Genomic DNA, 22,337 nt, shown 5'->3' with positions numbered 1-22,337 from the left:
TTTTATTTTTTCAGTTGGGCCAATTGGGTGAAGAGTTCTTTTTCTTTCTCCGAAAGATGGGTAGGCAAATGAACCTGGTAAGTCACAAACAAATCGCCGTGTTCGCCTTCTTTTTTGTACACCGGGAAGCCTTTGCCTTTTACCCGGACCTTGGTTCCGTTCTGTGTGCCTGCGGCCACCTTTAGTTTTATCTTTCCGTTCAACGTCTCTATCGTCGTTTCGCCTCCTAAAATTGCGGTGTACAAATCAATTTCCTGCGTGGAGTGCAAGTCGGCGCCGTCGCGGCGAAACTGTGCGTCTGAGGCAATGATAAAGGTGATGTACAAATCGCCGGAAGGACCGCCGTTTACACCCGGTGCGCCGTAACCTTTGAGCTTTATTTTTTGCTCGTTCTCCACACCGGCCGGGATGGTAATGCGAACATTTTTGCCGTTCACCGTCAGTGTTTGCTGGTGGGTTGTGGACGCGTCGCGAAGGCTTAGGTGCAATTCAGCCTGGTAATCCTGGCCTTTAAAGCTTTGCCTTGCACGGCTTCCGCCGCCGCCAAACATGGACGTAAAAAAATCGGAGAAATCGCCTCCGTCAAACGGGCCCGAAAAACCTTCGCCACCGTCGCTGTAATGATACTGTTGCCGCTGGCTTTGACGGGCCTGTTCAAACTGTTCGGCGTGCTTCCAATCCTTTCCGTACTGATCGTATTTCTTGCGCTTTTCGGGGTCGCTCAGCACTTCGTTGGCCTCGTTAATCTCCTGGAATTTTTTGTGTGCTTCTTTGTCGTTCGGGTTTACGTCAGGGTGATACTTTCGCGCCAGCTTGCGGTAAGCTTTTTTGATTTCTTCGTCAGATGCGTTTTTTCCTATGCCCAGTATTTTGTAATAATCAACAAAGTCCATAAGTTCAAAATTAACCAGAGATGAGGGAAGTCGGATGTCGGATATCTGATGTCTGATGTCTAACCTCTGACCTCCGACTTTCGTCCTTCGTTCTCATTTGTTTGCCCTTGAATATTCTTCCAGCGCTTCTTTTTCTCTTTTGGTTAAACTCTTCAGGCCCTTGCGGTGAATTTTTTCAAGAATGCTGTCAATACCGGCCCGCTCTTGTGCCTTGCGGTAATTGTATTCCTGGTCAATTGAATAATGCTTTTGCTTTTTTGAAAACGAATCAAGGAGGAGGCTTTCGGGTTTGTAAAGAACAAAAACAATAAAGGCGATTGTCGGTAAGGCAATCAGCAGTATTGGCAAGTAATTGCTTGCGGCAGTTTCGGGATAAAGTGCAACGGCAATCAACAAACCCACGATTGCGCCGCCAAGATGCGAGGTGTGCGCCGCGTTGCCCCACCTTGCTTTGATGCCGTAGATGCTAAAGAGCACATAGCCCAAACCAAAAACCCAAGCCGGAAGCGAGAGCGGCAAAAAGAAAAAGCCAAAGGGCATGTTGGGAAAAAGGGCGATGGTTGCGTACACAATACCATTTACCGCGCCGGACGCACCCACTGATGTATAATCGCTGTGGGATTTATGGACAAGCAGGGCAAGCAGTTCGCCGCCAATCATGCTCAAAAAATAAATGAGCAAAACTTTAATTCCGCCAATCATCGGTTCAAGCATCGTACCGAAACCGAGTAGCACGATCATGTTAAAGACGAGGTGCAGCCAACCAGTGTGCAGGAAGCCGGAACTGATAACGCGGAGGTATTCTTTTTGAGCAAGAACCTTGTCCACATCAAAACAATAACGCTCCATCAAACGCGGATTCTTAAAGCCTTTGTACGAAATAAAAACCGTAGCGGCAACGAGTAAAAGGGTAACAAGCGATTGTTCCATTGCGGGTTGTTCTTTGCAATCAGAAAGATAATTATTGTTGGAGAAAATGGGAAGTTAAGAAGGCCAACAAAGAAAATGCAACCCGTCGTTGCAAGCCAGTTAACGGCGGTTTGCTAAGATTTTTTTGAGCAAGACGATTTGCCCTAAATGGTAGTAACTGTGTTCAATCATACCGTCTATGTTTCGCTGATAGGTGCCGTACTTTTCGTCAACAAAAACAGCGTTTAATTTTTCTTCGGGCATTTGTTCAATCAAGGAAGTAAGTTCTTCGGCATCGTTGAAGAAGCCGGTCAAAAAATCTTCCCATTCTCTTTGTGACCGAACCGGCGCAAAATCAAAACTGTATTGGTCTCTTATTTCGAGGTTGCCGCCTGTAAAAACGTTCTTTATTCCGTTAATGTAATAATGGATGTGTTGAACAAGAAGGGCAATCGTGTTCAAGGATTCAGATTTGGCTGTAGCCAGTTCCCAGCTTAGGCCCGTCAACTGGTGCTTGTAATTGGTGTTGGCAACCCATGTGCCGTTAAGAATTACTTCCCGAAAACGCCTGGCAATTTCATGCGTATTCTTCATGTGATTTTGAGGTGTTTGTTTTGTGACGGTTGACACTAACGGTCGCCTTTCTTTTGTTTGTGTCGCTACAAGAGGCTAAAAGAGAACTCCTGCCGCAGCAGGAGTTCCATCTGCTACTCGAAAAAGTCATAAAAACTCTCTACATCTTTTTTCAATGCTGCATAGGCTTCGTCGTATTCATCGGTTTCTTCTTCTTTTAATTCCTTTACATCCTTCAAAACTTTCTCAAGCCACACATGCAAGGCATCATGTTCTGCACCTTTCATGCTGCACTGTTTTACCAGTCTATCAATTTGGTCTTGAATTGAAGTAGAAAGTTCCTTTCTTTTGCCCGCATTCTGATAAGTGCTGTCATTTACTATCTGCACCATTGCTGCAATGTTTTTCTTTGTAGCCTCGTCAGCTTTCCATTTCGTTCCATTGTTAAGCGGTATTGCTGCAATGGCCTTCTCCTTGTTATTTACGGTTTTGCTTTCCTGTTGTTCCGCAGGTTGTTGGCTGGTGCAGGATGCAACGGCCAGTGCCAGTATGATTAATAACTGTTTCATTTGGATAAAGTTTTGAATGATTAATCATTGTCCTTTTCCTGTTGACTGCCGTTACCTCCATTCCCACCAGCGTTTTCATTACCGTTCTGCAGGGCAATACCGTTTCTGATTTCTGTGTGCCGTATCTGTCCGCCTAAATGTGCTGTTTGTGCCATCAATCCGCCGGAAGTGACCGCCAATAGTAATACGACAACCTTAAACACACGGGCTGTTGTTTGCCACCTGGCTGAAAGCAACGCTGCTAAAGCCACCAGACCTGCGGCGGCAATTGCAATCATGGCCAGCTTTGCAACTTCTTCATGCCTTTCTATCACAGATTCTGATACGCCGGGCAGATTTTCAATGGCTTCTTCAGTGCCTTCTCCGGTAAAGAAAACGGGCATTGCAGCAACACCGGCAACCAGTAGCAGAATGTATGACGTTTTTGTAAGCGTGGAATTTTTAATAAAGAATGCTATGACAAGCATTATTAAACCAACGAACGATAAAATAACCGGCACATGGGTTAACGCCAAGTGCACTTGAACACTGTTCATAAAATAAGTTTTTGAATTGATAAGATTGGAAATAGTCTCCTTAGAAAGAATAAGTATAACGGCTACACTCTTGGCGGGTGAAAAATACTGGCTAAATGTTGGTGTGGCATATTTGTGTTTGGAAAAACAATCTTCTTGTCGCCTGGGAAAGATGCGGGTACACCGGCATGGACGGGCAACGTCAAAATTGCGTAACCAATACTGTGGAATTTGACATTCTTAAATGGCAACTCTTCGTCTTCTCGCGAATCTGCGTCGTTATGGTTTGTTGCATAATGGTCTTCCAAAAAACCAAAAAGCGAAACCCCATCCTGATTCCGGTGCTGTATAAAATGTTCAATGAGCAAGGGAAGTTTAAAAAGCTGCCCGATCGGCGTTTGTATTGACGCCAGAAGTACAAGGAGAAATATGGTGGCAGCGCTCTTCATCGGTATAAATTTACTTTAGTGCAAAGCACCGATCTATGATTGCCGTCACTGCGGCGATTAAAGTTTTGCAAAATTATTTATCCGGCCTGCTGCAATAGGCCCAAGTTCTTTGGTGCTCGCTACGAATGATCGCAGAACGGTATCGGCAAAGTGCCCGCCGCATCAACTCAATACTGTTTGAAGGCCGGGATTTATTTTTCCAGGTTTTTAAACCGGAGTTTTACCAGTCCTACTTCCGACTTCTGCACAAAAGGCATTAACAACGTGTCTTTGCCGGGCGTTTGCGCATTTTGCAGGAGATAGTCAAAGTTTTCGAAAACGGTAATGTCGGATGCAATGATTTGGTTTTTATCATTTACATAAACCAGCAAAAGGCCTTTTTTTGAATGCGGAAGTTCCTGTCTTAAAATGAGGCAGTTTTTGCCGTTTACCGTAAAGCAAGCAAACTGCGATGCGTTTAGAACAGCCGCCCCTTTTTTATTGTCGAAAATGCTGTCGCCTGCCGGCTTAAAATCTTTGTCCATTGCTAAAAAGCGAACCGGCAACGGATCCTTGTCCGCAACAACCGAACGTATTCTGTTTCTTGACGGTAAGTTTGAGAAGTCTGATTCGTAATAATAAGGACGTGCGTAAGAGCCATAACCTGTTAATGTGTTTCTGTACGCTGATATGTCATCAGCCTGATAATTCATCATGCGTCCGGCATTGTCGTAGCCATTCCTGGGCCTGAAGTTTTCAGGCGCAAGCATGTATGTATTGCCTGATTGTGAGCGGGAACGCGACACCGCGAGACTCATGGCGAGCCATTGCTCCACGTCTCCGCCCAGAAATATAAAATGGCCGGGAATCTTGCTGCTAAACCTCGATTCAATTAAACGAGGCGGCATCATTTCTTTTAGCGAGAGGCTTAGCTTGCTGATAAATATTTTTGATCCAAGACTGGATTGGAGAAGAAGACTGGAGTCTTTGGCAAGAAAGCGAAACGCGGAACCCGGCGTAAAGTTATCGGTGCTGGTAAAGGTCTTTCGAAACATTTTGCCCGTTGCCGTCTCGGCTCTTATCAGGTCCAGTGAATAATTCTGCGTATGTCTCGTGGGTTTTAAAATGAACAAATCTTCGCCAATGAGCGTAAGTTGACTCAACAAATTGGCGCCCCGCTCAAACGGATACGAAAAGGTACGCGACGAAAGAGTTTTAAAATTCTCGTCAACGCTGGTGACGGTCGTTGCCAGCACTCTTTGTTCTTCGTAATACGTGTTTGCAATAACAACCAATTGCTCGTTCCTGTTCACCAATTGCACAACGGTTGTATTCTGTTTGAAAGCGGTGTCAATGAATTGCTGAAACCTTGAGGTTAAGGACGTGGCATCGCCCTGTGCCGTAACCTTCCACAACTCCGGTCTTGCTTTTCCTTTTCCATACAAATGCAGGTAGTAAACGTCATTGAGAGGGATAAGCCGAACGTCGAAACTGTCCGACCATTTCACCGGCAGTTCTATTTCACCGGTGAACTGAAGTTCGCGGTCAAAAATAAAAGCCCTGATTGGTTCATCTTTTTTCAGGAACAACAGGTGATGGTTTCCGGCCACGTTCGCAACCAGTTGCATTTTGTCGTACGCGGGCAATTTGCCGGCTTGCCGGCTGTAGGATATGGTCTGGGAATAAGTCGTAATAAAAACATTCTGCAGCGCAAAAAACAAAACCAGCCATTTGATGTACACTCTCTTTTTCATCATAGCAGTTGTGATTGATAATTTACTTTCCTCGTTTATTTTTTTGCTGACAAATAGACGCTGCCGCAGTTTCTCCTAAAGTAATTTATTCTTTGTGAAACTTATCGCAAAACAAAGTGCTTTTGCGATAAGTCGAGGGCAGAAAACCGTTTGTTTGCTGAACGGCATTGGTGAATTTTTTCACACGCTTTGTAATGGATGCAAAGAGAAAAGGCGATTCACCCGAAAACAAAAGATTTCATTTCACAGAAACCTTATTTTGCAACCGTGCAACACGCTCAAAAAACCGTTATCATTATTGCCGGGCCAACAGCCGCCGGGAAGACTTCGGTTGCCATTGAAATAGCAAAACATTTGGCTACGGAAATTATTTCGGCGGACAGCCGGCAGTGTTACAAAGAATTGAACGTTGGTGTTGCCCGCCCGTCGGAAGAAGAACTAAAAGCCGTTCCGCATCACTTCATCGCTTCGCATTCCATTCAGCAAAAAGTGACGGCCGCAACCTTTGAGGAATATGCGCTGCAAAAAGCGGCTGAACTCTTTCAACAACACGATACAGTTGTAATGGTTGGCGGCACGGGCTTGTACATAAAAGCTTTTGCCGAGGGCATGGACCCAATTCCACATGTGCCCGAAACCGTTCACAAAGAAATTGTTTCGGCTTATAGGGAAAAGGGCATTGAATGGTTGCGGGAAGAAATCAAAATACAAGACCCGCTGTTTTGGCAAAAAGGCGAAACGCAAAATCCGCAACGAATGATGCGGGCTTTGGAAGTAGCGAAAGCGGCAGGCCAATCCATTTTTTCTTTTCAAAAAGGAGAGAAGAAGCACCGCGATTTCAACGTGATTAAAATTGCATTGGAGTTGCCGAAAGAAACGCTTCACCGCAACATCAACACACGCGTTGACAAAATGATGAACGAAGGTTTGCTGGAGGAAGTAAAATCGCTTCAGCCGTATCAATACCTGAACGCTTTGCAGACCGTGGGCTATAAAGAATTGTTTGCCCATCTAAAAAATGAAGTCTCTTTGAATGAAGCCGTCGAAGCCATTAAACAAAACACGCGGCAGTATGCCAAGCGGCAATTAACCTGGTTCCGGAAAGACAAAAAATATTCGTGGTGTGCTCCGCTTGCAGAAGACGTCATTCGTCTTCTTGCGCAGAGGGGGTTTTGAACGACGGTGATTGCGGAAGGTAAATGTAAAACTGTGCGCCGACACCTTCTTTACCGTTGGCTACGATAATGCCATTGTGATTTGTAACTACCTTTTTACACAGCGATAGCCCAATGCCCGAGCCGGCGTAACGGCCCTTGTCGTGCAGGCGCTTGAACAGTTCAAAAATTTGTCTTGCGTAATGCTGGTTAAAGCCGATGCCGTTGTCGCTGAAAATAATTTCGTAGTACGTTTCGCCGGGGTTCAAACCCACCACGTCGGCGATGTCCTTGCTTTGAACCGGTTTGCAACTCACGTCTAAATGCAGGGGCAAATCGGCCTTAGAAAATTTAAGCGAATTGTTCACGAGGTTGTAAAAAAGCTGGTTGATTTGCACGGGAATGGCGTAGGTTTCCGGCAACCTTTCGTGGGTGACGATGGCGTGTTTTTGTTCGATCATAACTTCCAGGTCTTGCAGTACGTTGTTCAAAATCTCGTTTAAATCGGTCAGTTCAAATTCTTCGTTTTTTGTTTTCAATCCCGAAAACGAAAGCAGGTCTTTAATCAGCATCGTCATTCGCTCGGTGGCCTGTATAATTTTGTCCAGTTGTTGTTGGCCTTTGTCGTCAAGCCGTTGGTATTGCGATTCTTTCAAAAAAATGCCAAAGGTTTTGATTTTGCGCAGCGGCTCTTGCAAATCGTGGCTGGCGGCGTAGGCGTATTCTTCTAACTCGCGGTTGGTTTGCTCAAGCGCCGTGATGTTTTTCTTTAGTTCCTGCGCCGTTTTTTTTATGTCGGTGTTTTCGTAAAACGAAATTGTTACGCCGTCTTTTAGTTTTGCTACCGACAAGGCAAAGGACTTTTCTGCGTTCGCCAGTTTTTGAATATGCTCCAGTTCGGCTTCCTGTTGCGTGGCAATGACGTTTGCACAAGCCGTAAAAAGCGACGCGTCTTTAAAGGCGGGTATTTCGCTCCAGCGTTTGCCCACAAATGTTTTGGGATCAGCATCCAACAAATCGCTGCTGGCTTTATTTGCATAAACGAGCTTGAAATCCACGATCTCTTTTTTCTTCCGAACGGCGCGGCAATGAAGAAGACCGTTTTGCGACGTGTTCAAAACCGACTCCAAAAATCCTTCGAGCCATTTGCTTTTCTTGCTCAAATAAAACTGGCTGAAAAACGTGGCAATGATGATAGACAGCGCAAAAACGGCAAGTGAAACCGTCAGCAGGTTGTTCTGGCGATTTGAGCGGTCAAGGCCGGCTCTTCGCTGAACGAGCAAAGCCTCTTCCAACTTCGATCCTCTGTCAATGAGTTGTTGAATTTGTAGCAGTTCGCCAAAGCGCCAGTCTTCCCGGGTGTTTATCAGTTCAAGAATGTTTTTTTTCCGCAGCACGTCAATGTGCCGCTTGGTCAAAAACAGCATCGAATCAACAATGGTTATTTGTTCTTTCCGGTCAATGACTTCCTTTTGCAGACGAAAAAGCGTGTTTACCATGCTGTCGGCATCGGCTTTGTAAACGGCGTACAGGCCGCCGGCAGCCGACTGTTCATAGGATGGAGAAAAAATTTCGGCGCTGCGCAACTGGTTTCCGATCCTGTCGTAAAGTTTAATTATCCGGTTTGAATGGTCGGTCCGAAGCGTGTAACCTTTGGTATTGTTATAAGTAACGCGGTTTAATACAATCACCGCAAGGAGCAGGACGAAAGCAACGGAGAATGACAAAACAATTTTACGCATGACTGCGAAGAGGTTTTGGCTTGTTATCGAAAGATAAGCATTCCCCTTGCAAATGACCGGCCCGGTGCCGAAAAATAAAACCGCCTTGTTTAAGGCGGTTGATTGTCAGTATCAAGAATTATGTTAGGCCACTTCCTGAAGCGATTCTTTTTCCACGTTTAGCAGGGTGCGCAAATACTCCACTTCTTCTAAAATGTAAGGCTCACCGTTCTCGCGAAAGATGTCGTGAAACCAAAGTTCCGGTTCGCTTTCGTATTTCACTTGCCATGAATCCCAGGGACAATGCGTTTGCGTTTTACCCGCAACCAATCCCCAGTTGTACGCACCGATGCCGTACTTTTTAAACAGCGGCAGAATTTCCTGAAAAGTGTTGCCAAAGGGTCTTGCCATGTACTCAGTGCAAAGCATGGGGCGGCCGTAACGCTTTACGTCCTGAATGCGGGCCTCCATTCCGCTTTTGTTCTCGTAGCAATGGAAGCTCACGATGTCGGAATGCGAGAACATGTAATTGTCAAGCGCTGTGATCTTGGTGTCGCAGCTCCAGTCGTTTTGCCAAGGCGCCATTGTAATGGGTTGCGAAGGATTAATGGCCCGAACCCAATTGATGGCTTTTCTCAGCAAAGCCATCGAAAGTTCTGCTTTGTGCACAATGTAGTCGTCGTCTTTGTACGAAGCCAGGTTCATGTTATCGGGTTCGTTGTACAAATCCCATATCAGCACTCTTTCGTCGGCCTTAAAATGCGAAACAATGCCGTGCACGTAGCTGTGCAAGCTGTCGTAGTTCGCCGGGTTGTTCAGCACGTCGTAGCCCGGACATTGCACCCAACCGGAATTGTGCACGTTGTGTTTGGGCTGTGGTTGTTTGCCCAGCTTTGGAAACGGGTTCCAAACGGCGTCAAACAAAACAAACATGGTGCGAATGCCGTGCTTGTGCGCAATGGCAAGGTATTCGTCGATGCGTTGCAGGAAACCGTGAGCGTTTTCTTCCCACAAAAGATGATGCAAGAACACACGAACGGTGTTAAACCCAAGCGAGGCAGCCCAGCCGAGTTCCCGGTCAATGAGGGCAGGAGAGAAGCTGCTCTTCTGCCACATTTCAAGCTGGTTGATGGCGTTGCCGGGAACGTAGTTGCATCCCACAAGCCATCCGGCTTCTTTCATCCAGGCTTCGGCTTTTTCGGCGCTCCATCGGTGGGCCAATTCGGGGTCTTGTTCTAAGAAGGGAACGGTAACGTTGGTGGCGGTCATATAGTTTTTTTAAGGTAATGAATTGAGCAATTATTTTGGCGCTCAATGACGAACCAAAATAAGAGCAATCGTAAAAAAATCAAACCCTTTATTCGTGTTTTGGAACATATTTATCGGCGAAGCCACAAAAAGCAGAGTTGAACAGGGAAGGCTTATTTTTATCCCCCTTTATGCCTTGCTTTAAAACACAAACATCACCGGCAAAATCTACTGTATGAACAATGCGTTAATTCAATCGCTCGGTCAAAAATTTGAACAGCGCTTCGGCACAAAACCCCGCATCTTCCGGTCGCCGGGACGGGTAAACATCATCGGCGAACACACCGATTACAATCACGGTTTTGTACTGCCAGCGGCGGTGGACAAAGCCATCTACGTTGGCATTTCCCCGCGTGAGGATGAACAGATTTTTTTATATTCAGAAGAGTTTAGCGAAGGGCACAAGGCTGAAGTAGCCACCGTAGCGCCTACCGATAAACATTGGCCTAATTACATTCTGGGCGTGGTGGACCAATTGAACAAGAGGGGCTACAAGATCAAAGGCTTCAACTTAAACCTTGACGGCGACGTACCCGTCGGCGCGGGACTTTCGTCTTCTGCTGCCGTTGAATGCGCCGTGGCCTTTGCCCTGAACGAAGTTTTTAACCTTGGCATTGAGCGAAAGGAGATTGCCGAAATCGGGCAAAAGACCGAGCACACCTTTGCCGGTGTAATGGTGGGCATCATGGACCCTTTTGCATCTGTAATGGGAAAGAAAGGGCACGCCATTAAACTCGATTGCGAAAGCCTGGCGTTTGAATACGTTCCGCTGGAGATGAAAGGCTACAAGATTCTTCTTTTAAACACCAACGTAAAACATTCGCTGGCTTCGTCGGAATACAACACCCGCCGCGCTGAGTGTGCCGAAGGCGTTAAGCTTGTTAACGAGGCGGGCATTGAAGCCGAAAGCCTGCGCAACGTAACGATGGAGATGTTGGACAAATACGTGAAGCCAAAGAACGAAACCGTTTACCGCCGCTGCAAATTTGTAGTGCAGGAAAACGAACGGCTGCTTACGGCCTGCGAAGCTTTGCAGCGTGGCGACCTTAAAACCCTTGGCAAAAAAATGTACGGTTCGCACGATGGCTTGAGTAAAGAATATGAAGTAAGCTGCAAGGAACTTGATTTTTTGGTGGAAGCTGTTCGGAACAACCCCGATGTTTTGGGTGCCCGCATGATGGGCGGTGGCTTCGGCGGCTGCACCATCAACATCGTAAAAGAAGAAGCCATTGACGGTTTGGTAAACAATCTGCAAGGCAAGTACAAAGAAGCGATGGGCCTGGATTTAACGGCTTACGTGGCCGTGATCGAAGACGGCTCGTCCGCCGTTCAATAAACTGTTAATCTCTTCACATACTGTTGCGGCAGAAGTAATCGCTTTTACTTTTGGTGAACAACTTCCGTTATGAAAAAACTCCTTTCGCTTCTTTGTTTGTTTGTCGCCGTTGCCGCGTTTGCGCAAGACAAACCCGAAGGCTTGTTCATTAATTCCAAAGCACCTGATTTCCGGTTAAAAGATCAGAACGATGAATTTGTCAGCCTGAAAGATTTGCGCAAAAAAGGACCGGTCGTTGTTATGTTTTACCGCGGCTATTGGTGTCCGTTCTGCAATCGCGAGCTGAAAAATTTTCAGGACTCTCTTCAACTTATAAAAGACAAAGGCGCAACGCTTGTGGCCATCACGCCGGAAACAACAACGGGAATTGATTCCACCATTGGCCGCACCGGCGCTACGTTTTCGCTTTTATCCGACCAGGATGGCAAACTGGCTTCGGAATACCAGGTCGCGTTTAAAGTAGATGACCGCACCGTAAGCCGCTACAAAATGGCGGGCATTGACCTGCTGAAAAACAACAATCAGAAAGAAGCGGTATTGCCCGTGCCGGCTGTTTACATTGTTAACAAAGAAGGCTCGGTTACCTACCGTTTCTTCGATGAGAATTACAAGAAGCGGGTTTCTGTAGCGGAGATTTTGAAGAACATTAAATGAGTTGGTTGTTACAATAAAAAAAGAGACGCTTGTACAAGCGTCTCTTTTTTTGTAAGTGTGATTACAAACGAATGTTCAGTCCCACCATCCAATTCGTTCCGGCCATCGGGAAATAATAATTCTCCGTTGTGAGTTTGTTGCTCGAAAAATAGCTGTACGTGTAACCGCTCGGCTCGTACTCTTTGTTGAATACGTTGTTTACCTGTAAAATCAAATCCACGTTCTTCAGCCAGGCTTTCCCAAACGAATAACGTGCCCGAACATCCTGCGTGTAAAAAGCGTTCAGCTTACGGGCTGCGTTGCCTGTGTTGTCCATGTATTGTTGGCCGACGTATTTGCTCAGCAAATCAACATTCAGTTTTTGCACGGGAATAAACGTAAGCGTGGCCGCGCCAATTACCGAAGGTGAAAAAGAAATATCTGACTCTTTGTATTGGTTCTCTTTCTGTCCGCCGTTGTCGTAATCGTCAATAAACTCATTGAAATTTTTCACCTTGTTGCGGCTCAGCGAAAGATTGGCCGATGCACTGAACCAGGCGGTGGGACGAACCGCGCCTTCCAATTCAACACCCATCCGGTAGCTGTCGTCAATGTTTGTTCTTGTGTAAGAACCTACGTCGTTAATCTTTCCGGTGAGCACCAGTTGATCCTTATACTTCATGTAATAAAGCGTTGCGCCGAGGTTGTAGGTTTTTTCTTTGCGTTGCACGCCCAATTCCCAATCGTGCAAACGTTCCGGCTTTGGCTGTTCGGTTGGCGAAGCCTCAAAGTCGTCGCGGTTGGGTTCTTTGGCCGCCACGCTGTAAGAAGCAAAAGCCGTCCAGTTGTTCGCTTGGTAAGTAAGGCCCATTTTCGGGTTGAAGAAATTATACTTCTGGTTTACAACCAATGTTGGATTGGCCTCAAAACCATTGATGTCGTGCGCCACGCCGCGCCATTGCACATCCGCAAAGAACTGCAGGTTTTTGTTTAAAGCTTGTTGCCATTTGGTGTAAACGTTCCAATCGTTTTTAATAGCGTCGTGTTGGTAATAAGTTTTGTTTGGTTCCGACAGGCCTTGTTCTGCCCAAATCACTTTTCCAAAATGATTGCCCAGGTAGTTTGTAGCTGCACCGCCGAGGGTAAGTTCTGTACCGGCTTTTTTGTATTGAAACGAAAAAACATCGCCGTAAAAATCATTGTCCAACCAAAGCTGGCGAACCAAATCTGTTTGCGTTACGGCAACACCACCCACAACGGGGTTTGTTAAGCCATAGTCTGAATAGTTTTGCGCCGGTCTGTATTCTTCGTAATAGCCTTTGCCTTTAATGTAAAACAAGCCGGTATTGAACTGAAGATTTTTTGCGAGTTGTTGTGTGAAGAAAAGCTGATAATGCGTTTGTTTGTAATTGTCGGTTTCGTTTTCGTAGGGCTCGCCGGGTTTTTCGGTGCCCGCATAGTTTACGCGGCGGTGATTTTTTAAATCATCCTGACTAACGCCGTACCAGGCCTGGTAGGTTTTTTCTTTGCCGGAAAAAGTAGTAAAGCGCAACGAGGTTTTATCCGACAGGTAAGCCGTCGAAAAATAATACGATTGCAGGTTCGTCTTTGCCCTTTCTATATAGCCGTTGCTTTTGATTTCCGATAACCGCAAATCGGCGGTAAAATGATTGCCGAGCAAGCCCGTTCCTGCTTTGATGGTATTCTTCCATGATTGAAATGAACCGTAACTGTTGTTGCTTTCAAAATAAGCTTGTTTGTTTACCTCGTTCGTGCTAAGATTAATCGTTCCCCCGAAGGCACCGGCGCCGTTTGTGGAAGTGCCGACGCCGCGCTGTATTTGTATGCTGTTAACGGAAGAAAGCAAATCCGGCAAGTCAACAAAATAGGCGCCGCTGCTTTCGGGATCATTGAACGGGATGCCGTTGATGGTGACGTTAATGCGTGTGGCGTCCGTACCGCGAATGCGAATGCCGGTGTAGCCAATGCCGTTGCCCGCATCCGAGTTCACAATCACCGAGGGCGTTTGATTGAGCAAGAACGGCAAGTCTTGCCCAAGGTTTTGCTTTTGGATTTCGGCTTTGCCAATATTGGTTTTTGCAAAAGGCGCCGTGGCACTGGCACGAACGGCTTTTACTTCAACGGGCAGAAGCAGTTCGCTGCTGTCGGTTTGCTGTGCGTGAACGGAAAGCGAGAAAAAAGAGGCCGTGAAAAAAAGAATCCTTTTCATTTTGAAAACGGTTTAAAAATGAAAGGATAAGCTGAGAAGGAGAGTTCGATGTTCAAAGTTTGCTGTTTGAAGTTGTAGGCTGCTTAACCCTGGACTTCGAACCTTAAACCTTGAACTTGGTTTGCTCCCTGCGCAGGCATTACCCTGATCAGGTTTTGCGGGTTTGATCTCAGCCTTCCGTATAAGCGGAAAGCACCCCGGTAACACTGAAAAATTGTTGTCGCCGCAAAAATAGGCGAAGAATTTTTTTGCGCAGTGTAACTTTTTCCGAAGCGCATCGTACTACTTCAAAAACCGGACATGAAAAAACTGTTTCTTGCCGCAATATTGCTTTGCCTCACTGCCTTAACCTTCGCACAAAAAGTTATCAACGATCCCAATGTAGAAGCGCGGAAAATCGGTTCGTTCAGCGGCGTTTCGGTAAGTGGCGGCATTGACCTTTACCTTTCTTACGGCGACGAAGCCATAGCCGTCAGCGCTTCCAAACCCGAATTGCGCGACCGCATTAAAACCGAAATTGAAAACGGCGTCTTGAAAATCTGGTTCGATTCCAAATCTGGCGTTAACATCACCTGGAACAGCGACCGTAAATTAAAAGCTTACGTTTCGTACAAAACCCTCAACAATCTTTCGGCTTCAGGCGGCTCCGATGTCTTGCCCGACGGCGTCATCAAGTCGAACGAATTAAAGCTGCACCTTTCCGGCGGCTCTGATTTCAAAGGAAAAGTTGAAGTAGAAAATTTACGCGTTGACCAAAGCGGCGGTAGCGACGTGCACATTGCGGGCAAGGCCAACACGCTTTCGGTGGAAGCACACGGCGGCAGCGATTTTAACGGCTACGACCTCATAACGGAAATCTGTAACCTTGAAGCCAGCGGCGGCAGCGACATCGAAGTAACGGCCAACAAAGAATTGTCGGCAAGAGCGGCCGGCGCCAGCGACATTCATTACAAAGGACAACCCAACGTAAAGGAAGCAAAAGCCTCGGGCGCAAGCTCGGTAAAATCAAGGTCCTAGGTCTCGCTTGCCTCTCTAAAAATTTGCACACAACCCTTCGCTTTCAACCATACATAAAAAGCGCAATCAAACTTTTGATTGCGCTTTCTTCTTTTTATTGATGTCAGCGAAAGAATTTCTATGGGACTTCTGTTGCGTCGCACACTTGTACGTTCTTATCGCTACTGAGCAAGACAACTCCTTTTCTCTTTTGCCTCGTGCGAAACATTTCGGAAAAATGGCGAACTATAATTTTGCACGAATCGCTAATATTGCCTTGCACACGGTTTGCTTGCATCATGGCGAATCCTTCTCTCGCAGCCGCGGTGCACAACAAACGATTCTTATGAACAAAGTTTTTTCTTCGGCACGCGATGCGGTTCAAGACATTGGAGACGGCGCTACCCTCATGCTCGGCGGCTTTGGCCTCTGCGGCATCCCCGAAAATTTGATTGCGGCGCTTCAACAAAAAGGAATCAAAAACCTTACTTGCATCTCCAACAATGCCGGCGTGGATGATTTTGGTTTAGGCCTGTTGCTCAAGGCGAAGCAAATCAGGAAGATGATGAGTTCTTACGTGGGCGAGAACGCCGAATTTGAACGGCAACTGCTGCACGGCGAATTGGAAGTTGACCTCATTCCGCAGGGTACATTGGCTACACGCATTCAAATGGCGGCGATGGGCATTCCGGCTTTTTACACGCCGGCGGGTTACGGTACCGAAGTAGGAGAGGGCAAAGAAGTGCGGGAATTCGACGGAAAGAAATACTTAATGGAATACGCATTGCACGCCGACTTTGCTTTGGTGAAAGCCTGGAAAGGCGACAAGTACGGCAACCTTCAGTTTCGCAAAACCACCCGCAATTTTTCGATGGCCATGGCCAAAGCCGGCAACATAACCATCGCCGAAGTAGAACACCTGGTGGAACCTGGCGAATTGGACCCTGACCAAATACACGTTGCCAGCGTTTACGTGCACCGCATCTTTGAAGGAAAAGACTACGAGAAGCGCATTGAACGAAAAACGGTGAGGATGCAGAACGGTTGATCAGTTGATGGGTTGACTGGTTGCTTTGTAGGGGCCAACCAATCAACTTTCAACTACTCAACTACTCAACTAATCAACAAACTATGGCACTTGACAAATACGGCATTGCAAAGCGAATTGCAAAGGAATTGAAAGATGGCATGTACGTAAATCTTGGCATTGGCATTCCAACCTTGGTAGCCAACCACATTCCTGAAGGAATAGAGGTTTTGTTGCAATCGGAAAACGGCATGTTGGGGATGGGGCCTTATCCAACCGAAAGCGAATTGGACGCAGATCTGATTAACGCAGGAAAAGAAACCGTAACGATACTTGCAGGCGGCGCTTTTTTTGATTCCGCAGAAAGTTTTGGCATGATTCGAGCCGGCAAGATTGACCTTACGGTTTTGGGTGCGATGGAAGTTTCGGAGCGTGGCGACATTGCCAACTGGAAAATTCCCGGTAAAATGGTGAAGGGAATGGGCGGCGCGATGGATCTCGTAGCTTCTGCAAAGAATATTATTGTAGCCATGATGCACACCAATCCGAAAGGCGAAAGCAAGTTGCTGCCGCAATGCACCTTGCCGCTTACCGGCGTGGGCTGCGTTAAAAAGATTGTAACCGAACTGGCGGTTCTTGATGTTTTGCCCGAGGGCGGTTTTAAACTGATAGAAACCGCGCCGGGTGTGAGTGTGGAAGAAGTAAAAACCAAAACAGCGGGCAAACTGGTTGTGCCGGACACCGTTCCGGAGATGAGGTTGTAGGACCTTCGAAGTTGCGTTTGTTCAGTCTTGTTCTGAACCTTGAAGTGTGCGACGCAACCGGTGCTAAATAGTAGCAATACCGCTTGGTACAAAAGAAGAAAAAGCGCAATCATCTTTTATGATTGCGCTTTTTCAATAGCGTACAAAAGCGAGGACTGTGCTTGGAAAGTCCCTCCCTGGGAGGGATTTAGGACGGTCGCTAATCCACCAGATTATTCTTCACGGCAAAAAATACAAGTCCCGCAGTGTTCTTACTGCCAAAACGTTCCATCAGGCGGTCTTTGATGGCTTCTACCGTACGCGGACTGATGTTCATTTTCTGCGCAATTTCCTGCGCCGTAAACTCCATGCAGATGTATTGAAGTACGTCTTTTTCTTTGTCGCTAATGCTAATTTCGTTGTTTAGCGAGGGCAGTGCTTTTTGTTTGGTATGCGCCTTTTTAATCAAAATTCGATTGACGAAATTATTGAGGTAATAGCCTTTTTCGCATACGTCCATAATGGCGCGCCGAATTTCCTGCGGCTCGGCATTTTTCAACAGGTAACCGTTGGCGCCGTTCTCCATCAGGTGACTTACAAAACGTTCGTCGTCGTTCATGCTCAACACCAGCACGTAAATATTCGGATACTGCTTGCTGACAATTTTCGTGGTTTCAATTCCGTCTTTTAGCGGCATGCGCAGGTCCATCAAAATCACGTCCGGCGCGGATTCCGCCAAGCCGGCCAGGAGTTCTTCGCCGTTCTCCGCTTCCTGCACAAACTTGATGTTGCTGTAAGGCCTGAGAGAAAGAATCACGCCTTTTCGAAAGATTTTATGGTCATCGGCAATGGCCACTTTAATCACATCCATAGGAAATTGTTTCTACGTGTTAAAGTTAGGGAATTAAGCATTGTAGAGCGAATCTTCGGGTACGTCTTCCCTGGGCACTTCGATGGTTACTTTGTAGTAAGTCTGTGAGGCGTCTTTCTCGAAATGAATCTTGCCGTGCATTACCCGCAGGCGGCTGGCAATGTTTTTCAGGCCCAAGCCGTTTTTGCTTTTGTTCAGTTTTTCAAAGTCGCTTTGTATGAGGCCTTTCCCATCGTGGTGAATACGAATGAAGCACGTATCGGCCTGAAAATTTTGGGTAAGATGGATAAAACTGGCGTGACTGTGTTTTAGAATGTTGTTCAGCAACTCCTGCACAATGCGAAAGATGATCAGTTCTTTCTCCAGTTTCAGGCGATCCTTGTAATCGTGAAAACGGCTGCTGGCATTAATGCTGCCCGCACCGCTGATTTTTTGGAAGGTATCGTTCACAGCCGATTCAAGGCCGAAGTTTTTCAGCGTAGGCGGCATAAGGCTATGGCTGATGTTGCGCACCAGTTGAATGGTGTCGTCTAAAATCTGGCGGGCCTGAAATATGGATTGCAATTGCGTGGCCTTGTCCATGTTCACCAGGTTTTCGTTCAGGTACAGACGGGCAGTGGCCAGAAGCGGACCGGCATCATCGTGCAGGTCGGCGGCAAGGCGCTGGCGTTCTTCTTCCTGCAGCCGAATAGAAGCATTGAGCAAAATCTTTTGCTGGCGTTTTTCCATTTCCTGCAGGCGCAGTTGAAAGCGGATCACCTTGCGCTGATGAAAAATAATGAACAGGATCAAGCCAATGGTGAGCACCAGCATGCCCAGTGTACCAATGAAAAGCACGAGCGAAATGTTGCTGGACGGCGTTGTTTGCAAGAGGTACATGGGGGATGGTTAGTTTAAGCTGCTTAAATCAAGATGGTAATTGAGCTTGTTTTTTGATGGTTTGGTATGAATAAGGATGCCGATGCAGAAAAAGATGTTCTTAATTATGGTAAAAATATTGGTGATGAACCAATACTCTCTGATTTCTGTTTTGGTTAAAAAACTTCCCGCGAAGATGTAAATAAAAAAGCTGCCGGCCAGGTAAAGCACGATGCCGATTATCACCCAAAACGTGTACTTGCTGTAAATAAACAGCGTAGAAGAATCGTTCATTTCCTCGTACAAATAATAAAAGGAAAAAATCAGTATGAGAATGGTTTCAAAGCCAATGGGTATAGAATCAATGTTTCTAAACTTTACGGTAAGGTAATAACTGATAATAAAGACGAGAAAAACCGCACTGGCAAAGAGCATAAATTTTTTGAATGCCTTTCGTTTAACTTGAAGAAATATGAAATATGCAAATGCTAAGTATTCGAAAAAAGTAAAGCATGCATACAAGGATATTTTCAGAGGTTTGTGCGGAACGAAATCAACGGCGTAGCTAATCAAAAAGTCAACGAAAAAAGCATAAAGAACGATGACCCATAGCGGTCTTAATTCCCGGCATTTTTTCCAGTTTAAAACAAAAAACAAGATGGGAAGAAAGGCAGAGTAGATTGCCAAGTATGAAAAAAGGTTTTCTATGATATTGGTTTTTGCCAAAAATAGAAAACCTTCTTAGAAAAACAAATGAGATAAATAATTCTCTTAGTCCTGACCAAACAGTTCAGCGATTAAATCACCGTCTGGAGGAAATGCACGGAATACTTTCTTAGTTTGTACCATATCAGTAAGTTTTTATGCAACAAATATGAGGAGGGTAAATTTTTTTTCCAACACGGGTAAAAGCAGCGGCATCGCAAAATATTTACATAATGCAGTGTTTACAAGTGTTTCGTAAAACATACTGCGGTGCTTACGGGCCAAAATAGGGTAAAATTTCGTGTGTTCAATCGTAATTTTACGAGGTGCTTTTAGTGGGTAGCGGTTGCATAAAAACGAAAAAAATAGGCCACCTTGGAAGAAATTACGACCGTTTGCAGGAGTTTAAACCAAACGGAAAAGAGCGGTTTTGTTTTTTGTCAGATCACGAAGATAGGGGTTAACACTTGCCTTCAAAACAATTTTTTTCTGCATACTTCTTTTTTAAATTTTCGGGGTTCAAAGGCCATCGTATAATTACGAATTGCAAAAGCGAAAATCTTTGGGCAGTTTTTCGTTGAAGCGCTTAAAATAATCTACGGATTTATTGTTTCGCAAAAAAAAAGGGGCTTATTTTGCCCCGACCTGTTAAAGAAAAATAAAGCCAATTTCCAGATGAATGCCCAACTCATAAAAGTGGCCATTGCCGACGATCACAAAATCTTTCGCGACGGCATTAAAATGGCGTTAAGCAGCCGCGATCACCTGAAATTTTTATGGGAAGCGGAGGACGGCAAGGACCTCATGCACAAAATAAAGATGAAGCAGCCCGACGTGCTTCTGATGGACCTGCGCATGCCTGAATTGGATGGCATCAATGCTATTGGCCTTATCCGCAAAGAATTTGAAGGCGTTAAGATTATCGTACTTACCATGTATGATGACCAGGAGATGATTACCAAGTTGATGGAGATGGGTGCCAATGCCTATCTTACCAAAACCTCCGACCCCGACGAAATTTACCAGGCTATCGTTACCTGCATGAGCGATGACTTTTATTTCAACGACTTGGTGAACAAGGCCGTTCTCTTGAAACTCCAAACCGGTAAAAAAAATGGCCGCACCTACCAAAACATTCCGGTAAAATTTTCCGAAAAAGAATTGCGCATTTTAAAGTGCATTGCTGAGGACAAAACCACCGATGAAATTTCAAAAGACGTTTACCTCAGCCCCCGCACAATTGAAACCATTCGCCAGAACATGAAGCAGAAGGTGGGCGCCAAAACCATTGCCGGCCTTGTAATGTATGCCATGCGCAACCGCATACTGGAGTGAACTAATACGCAATACGCAACAGGCAATTAGCAAAACATTGCCTGTTGCGTATTGTTCATTGCCTATTAAACATGTCTTCCAACATCAACGATACTTTTTTTAACGGCGCTTACAAAGAAGTCTGGCGCAAGCTCATTCCGCCCGGCCTTTCCGAAATCGAATGCGATTTTGTTGAAGACATTGCACAGCTAAAAAAAGGCGACGCGGTTTTGGACATTATGTGCGGCTACGGTCGTCACGCATTGGAACTGGCTCGTCGTGGTTATACGGTTACGGCCGTAGACAATTCTGCAGGCTATGTTAAAGAAATCGAAAATGCTGCCGCAACGGAAGCTTTAGCGATTGAAGCAATAGCCGAAGGTGCGCTGGCCGTTCCCCTGCAAAAGAATTACAAAGCCGTTTTGTGCATGGGCAACAGCTTTGCTTTTTTCAACCGGAACGATGCTCTTGCTTTGTTGAAAAAGTTATCGGCTCATTTACAGAGCGACGGCATTTTGATTATCAATTCATGGATGATTGCTGAAATTGCCATCAAGCACTTCCGCGAAAAAGAGTGGATTGCGCTGGACGGTTACAAATATCTCCTTGATTACAAATTTCAGTTTCATCCCAGCCGGATCGAGTCGGAGCATACCTTAGTTTCAGCCGACGGTCGCGTAGAAGTGATTCACGGCGTGGACTATATTTTTACGTTGGCCGAGATGGAAGCCATGTTCAACGAAGCCGGTCTTGTTACAAAAGCCATGTATGCCACGCCACGCAAGCGGCCATTTAAAATGGGCGATAACAAAATTTACATTGTTGCCGCTAAAGCAGACGCTGCCGTTTAGGCTGGTTGCAAAATTTTCTTCCTTTTTTAAAATCCGCAGGAAAAATGCTTTCGTATGTTTTTGGTTGTACTGCGCCTTGCAGATGCAATGTGCTAAAGAAAAGAGAAACTGGCGCACCCGTAAATCTTACAGTCAAAAATTGGTACAAATACTATTTCTAATTCGGAAAGTTTTTAGCAACTTGCAGCGCTGTAAAAGCGTACAACTACCAATTATACCATCTTATGAAAAATAACGACACACCACACGTTATCAGAGTTGCCATTGCCGACGATCATGCTCTTTTCAGGGCCGGTGTTAAAACTTCTCTCTCAAGTCGCAAAGACGTTCAAATGGTTGCCGAAGCCGAAAACGGAATGCAACTACTGAACCTGCTCAAGCACATTCAGCCCGATGTAGTCCTGCTCGATATTCAAATGCCCATCATGGATGGTTTAACAACACTTCCTGAAATAAAACGGCTTCACCCCGACGTCAAAGTCATCATGCTTTCCATGCACAACGACCATTCGGTCATTACCCGCATGATGGAGATTGGCGCCAATTCCTATCTGACCAAGGACTCGGATTCGGAGATGATTTACCAAGCCATTAAAACCTGTTACGAACAAGAATTTTACTTTAACGATCTTACCAATAAAGCCCTGCTTAACGGTTTGCGCATGAAGCGTCCGGTAGAACAGGAAGTTCCCGAAGTAGCACTGAACGACAAAGAAGTGACGATTTTAAAACTGATGTGCGAAGAAAAAAGTACCCGTGAAATTGCCGCGGCGGTTGACCTTAGTCCGCGTACCGTAGAAGCCATTCGCGACAAGCTCAAAACCAAAACCGGCGCAAAATCATTAGCGGGCCTGATTATGTACGCCGTAAAGGCTGGCATTGTAGAGCAAGCCTGATTTTGTTCAAACACATTCTTGAAGCCAATCTTTACGATTGGCTTTTTTAGTTG

22 protein-coding genes and 1 riboswitch are annotated in these 22,337 nt (G+C 45.8%); of the genes, 9 read left to right on the top strand and 13 right to left on the bottom strand.

From position 1 onward, the window contains the following. Nucleotides 1–2: 2 nt before the first annotated feature. The 7 genes from FSB75_RS08060 to FSB75_RS08030 all read right to left on the bottom strand — a co-directional run bounded on the left by FSB75_RS08060 (nt 3) and on the right by FSB75_RS08030 (nt 5,644). Nucleotides 3–893: a DnaJ C-terminal domain-containing protein gene (locus tag FSB75_RS08060; protein ID WP_146785323.1), complete on the bottom strand. Its 891-nt coding sequence runs from the start codon at nt 891–893 to the stop codon at nt 3–5. A 93-nt stretch (nt 894–986) separates the two neighbouring features. After that, a complete protein-coding gene (locus tag FSB75_RS08055; RefSeq protein ID WP_146785320.1) occupies nt 987–1,823 on the bottom strand; it encodes a rhomboid family intramembrane serine protease in 837 nt (278 codons plus the stop codon). Nucleotides 1,824–1,922: 99 nt separating this feature from the next. Further along, complete coding sequence (locus tag FSB75_RS08050; RefSeq protein ID WP_146785317.1) at nt 1,923–2,396, bottom strand: DUF1572 family protein; 474 nt, start codon at nt 2,394–2,396, stop codon at nt 1,923–1,925. A 113-nt stretch (nt 2,397–2,509) separates the two neighbouring features. Further along, nucleotides 2,510–2,944, bottom strand: coding sequence for a hypothetical protein (locus tag FSB75_RS08045; protein WP_146785314.1), 435 nt, complete (start codon nt 2,942–2,944; stop codon nt 2,510–2,512). Between the two features lie 20 nt (nt 2,945–2,964). Beyond that, complete coding sequence (locus tag FSB75_RS08040) at nt 2,965–3,480, bottom strand: hypothetical protein (protein WP_146785311.1); 516 nt, start codon at nt 3,478–3,480, stop codon at nt 2,965–2,967. Between the two features lie 62 nt (nt 3,481–3,542). Further along, nucleotides 3,543–3,908, bottom strand: coding sequence for a hypothetical protein (locus tag FSB75_RS08035; RefSeq protein WP_146785308.1), 366 nt, complete (start codon nt 3,906–3,908; stop codon nt 3,543–3,545). A gap of 191 nt (nt 3,909–4,099) precedes the next feature. Then, nucleotides 4,100–5,644 carry a hypothetical protein gene (locus FSB75_RS08030; protein ID WP_146785306.1) on the bottom strand — a complete coding sequence of 515 codons (1,545 nt, stop codon included), beginning with the start codon at nt 5,642–5,644 and terminating at the stop codon, nt 4,100–4,102. A 264-nt stretch (nt 5,645–5,908) separates the two neighbouring features. Between FSB75_RS08030 and miaA the strand changes: the two genes are divergently transcribed. After that, nucleotides 5,909–6,817 carry a tRNA (adenosine(37)-N6)-dimethylallyltransferase MiaA gene (gene miaA / locus FSB75_RS08025; RefSeq protein WP_146785304.1) on the top strand — a complete coding sequence of 303 codons (909 nt, stop codon included), beginning with the start codon at nt 5,909–5,911 and terminating at the stop codon, nt 6,815–6,817. Here the strand turns inward: miaA and FSB75_RS08020 are convergent. Beyond that, nucleotides 6,786–8,537 (bottom strand): sensor histidine kinase, encoded by a 1,752-nt coding sequence (locus FSB75_RS08020; protein ID WP_146785301.1) that lies wholly within the window; start codon nt 8,535–8,537, stop codon nt 6,786–6,788. The two genes, miaA and FSB75_RS08020, sit on opposite strands and share 32 nt — an antisense overlap. A 123-nt stretch (nt 8,538–8,660) precedes the next feature. Continuing rightward, nucleotides 8,661–9,785 (bottom strand): cellulase family glycosylhydrolase, encoded by a 1,125-nt coding sequence (locus FSB75_RS08015; RefSeq protein WP_146785298.1) that lies wholly within the window; start codon nt 9,783–9,785, stop codon nt 8,661–8,663. Nucleotides 9,786–9,999: 214 nt separating this feature from the next. Here FSB75_RS08015 and FSB75_RS08010 point away from each other — a divergent pair, with 214 nt between their 5' ends. Together FSB75_RS08010 and FSB75_RS08005 are read left to right on the top strand one after the other, a co-directional pair. Beyond that, nucleotides 10,000–11,160 carry a galactokinase gene (locus tag FSB75_RS08010; RefSeq protein ID WP_146785295.1) on the top strand — a complete coding sequence of 387 codons (1,161 nt, stop codon included), beginning with the start codon at nt 10,000–10,002 and terminating at the stop codon, nt 11,158–11,160. A gap of 69 nt (nt 11,161–11,229) precedes the next feature. Then, nucleotides 11,230–11,814, top strand: coding sequence for a peroxiredoxin-like family protein (locus FSB75_RS08005; protein ID WP_146785292.1), 585 nt, complete (start codon nt 11,230–11,232; stop codon nt 11,812–11,814). A 61-nt stretch (nt 11,815–11,875) separates the two neighbouring features. On the opposite strand, the gene FSB75_RS08000 is transcribed toward FSB75_RS08005, so the two are convergent. Next, complete coding sequence (locus FSB75_RS08000; protein WP_146785289.1) at nt 11,876–14,023, bottom strand: TonB-dependent receptor; 2,148 nt, start codon at nt 14,021–14,023, stop codon at nt 11,876–11,878. Nucleotides 14,024–14,131: 108 nt separating this feature from the next. Next, a riboswitch (TPP riboswitch) is annotated at nt 14,132–14,233 on the bottom strand. A 90-nt stretch (nt 14,234–14,323) separates the two neighbouring features. On the opposite strand from FSB75_RS08000, the gene FSB75_RS07995 reads away from it, so the two are divergent. From FSB75_RS07995 to FSB75_RS07985, 3 genes are all read left to right on the top strand, one after another. After that, nucleotides 14,324–15,040, top strand: coding sequence for a head GIN domain-containing protein (locus tag FSB75_RS07995; protein WP_146785286.1), 717 nt, complete (start codon nt 14,324–14,326; stop codon nt 15,038–15,040). A 325-nt stretch (nt 15,041–15,365) separates the two neighbouring features. Beyond that, complete coding sequence (locus tag FSB75_RS07990; RefSeq protein WP_146785283.1) at nt 15,366–16,067, top strand: CoA transferase subunit A; 702 nt, start codon at nt 15,366–15,368, stop codon at nt 16,065–16,067. 83 nt (nt 16,068–16,150) lie between these two features. Next, nucleotides 16,151–16,810 carry a 3-oxoacid CoA-transferase subunit B gene (locus FSB75_RS07985; RefSeq protein ID WP_146785281.1) on the top strand — a complete coding sequence of 220 codons (660 nt, stop codon included), beginning with the start codon at nt 16,151–16,153 and terminating at the stop codon, nt 16,808–16,810. A 199-nt stretch (nt 16,811–17,009) separates the two neighbouring features. On the opposite strand, the gene FSB75_RS07980 is transcribed toward FSB75_RS07985, so the two are convergent. From FSB75_RS07980 to FSB75_RS07970, 3 genes are read right to left on the bottom strand one after another with little or no spacing between them, the layout of a single operon-like run. Further along, entirely contained in the window at nt 17,010–17,660 is a 651-nt protein-coding gene (locus FSB75_RS07980) for a response regulator transcription factor (RefSeq protein ID WP_146785278.1), read from the bottom strand. 33 nt (nt 17,661–17,693) lie between these two features. Then, nucleotides 17,694–18,539 carry a sensor histidine kinase gene (locus FSB75_RS07975; protein WP_146785275.1) on the bottom strand — a complete coding sequence of 282 codons (846 nt, stop codon included), beginning with the start codon at nt 18,537–18,539 and terminating at the stop codon, nt 17,694–17,696. Nucleotides 18,540–18,548: 9 nt separating this feature from the next. Next, nucleotides 18,549–18,953 (bottom strand): hypothetical protein, encoded by a 405-nt coding sequence (locus tag FSB75_RS07970; protein WP_146785272.1) that lies wholly within the window; start codon nt 18,951–18,953, stop codon nt 18,549–18,551. Between the two features lie 945 nt (nt 18,954–19,898). On the opposite strand from FSB75_RS07970, the gene FSB75_RS07965 reads away from it, so the two are divergent. The 3 genes from FSB75_RS07965 (at nt 19,899) to FSB75_RS07955 (ending at nt 22,284) form a co-directional block, all read left to right on the top strand. Next, nucleotides 19,899–20,558: a response regulator transcription factor gene (locus FSB75_RS07965; RefSeq protein WP_146785268.1), complete on the top strand. Its 660-nt coding sequence runs from the start codon at nt 19,899–19,901 to the stop codon at nt 20,556–20,558. A gap of 71 nt (nt 20,559–20,629) precedes the next feature. Continuing rightward, nucleotides 20,630–21,388, top strand: coding sequence for a class I SAM-dependent methyltransferase (locus FSB75_RS07960; RefSeq protein ID WP_146785265.1), 759 nt, complete (start codon nt 20,630–20,632; stop codon nt 21,386–21,388). 224 nt (nt 21,389–21,612) lie between these two features. After that, complete coding sequence (locus tag FSB75_RS07955) at nt 21,613–22,284, top strand: response regulator transcription factor (protein WP_146785261.1); 672 nt, start codon at nt 21,613–21,615, stop codon at nt 22,282–22,284. The last annotated feature ends 53 nt before the right edge of the window (nt 22,285–22,337 follow it).

This window comes from Flavisolibacter ginsenosidimutans, assembly GCF_007970805.1.
GTDB classification, from domain to species: Bacteria; Bacteroidota; Bacteroidia; order Chitinophagales; family Chitinophagaceae; genus Flavisolibacter; species Flavisolibacter ginsenosidimutans.
This window is presented reverse-complemented; position numbering and strand designations above follow the sequence as displayed.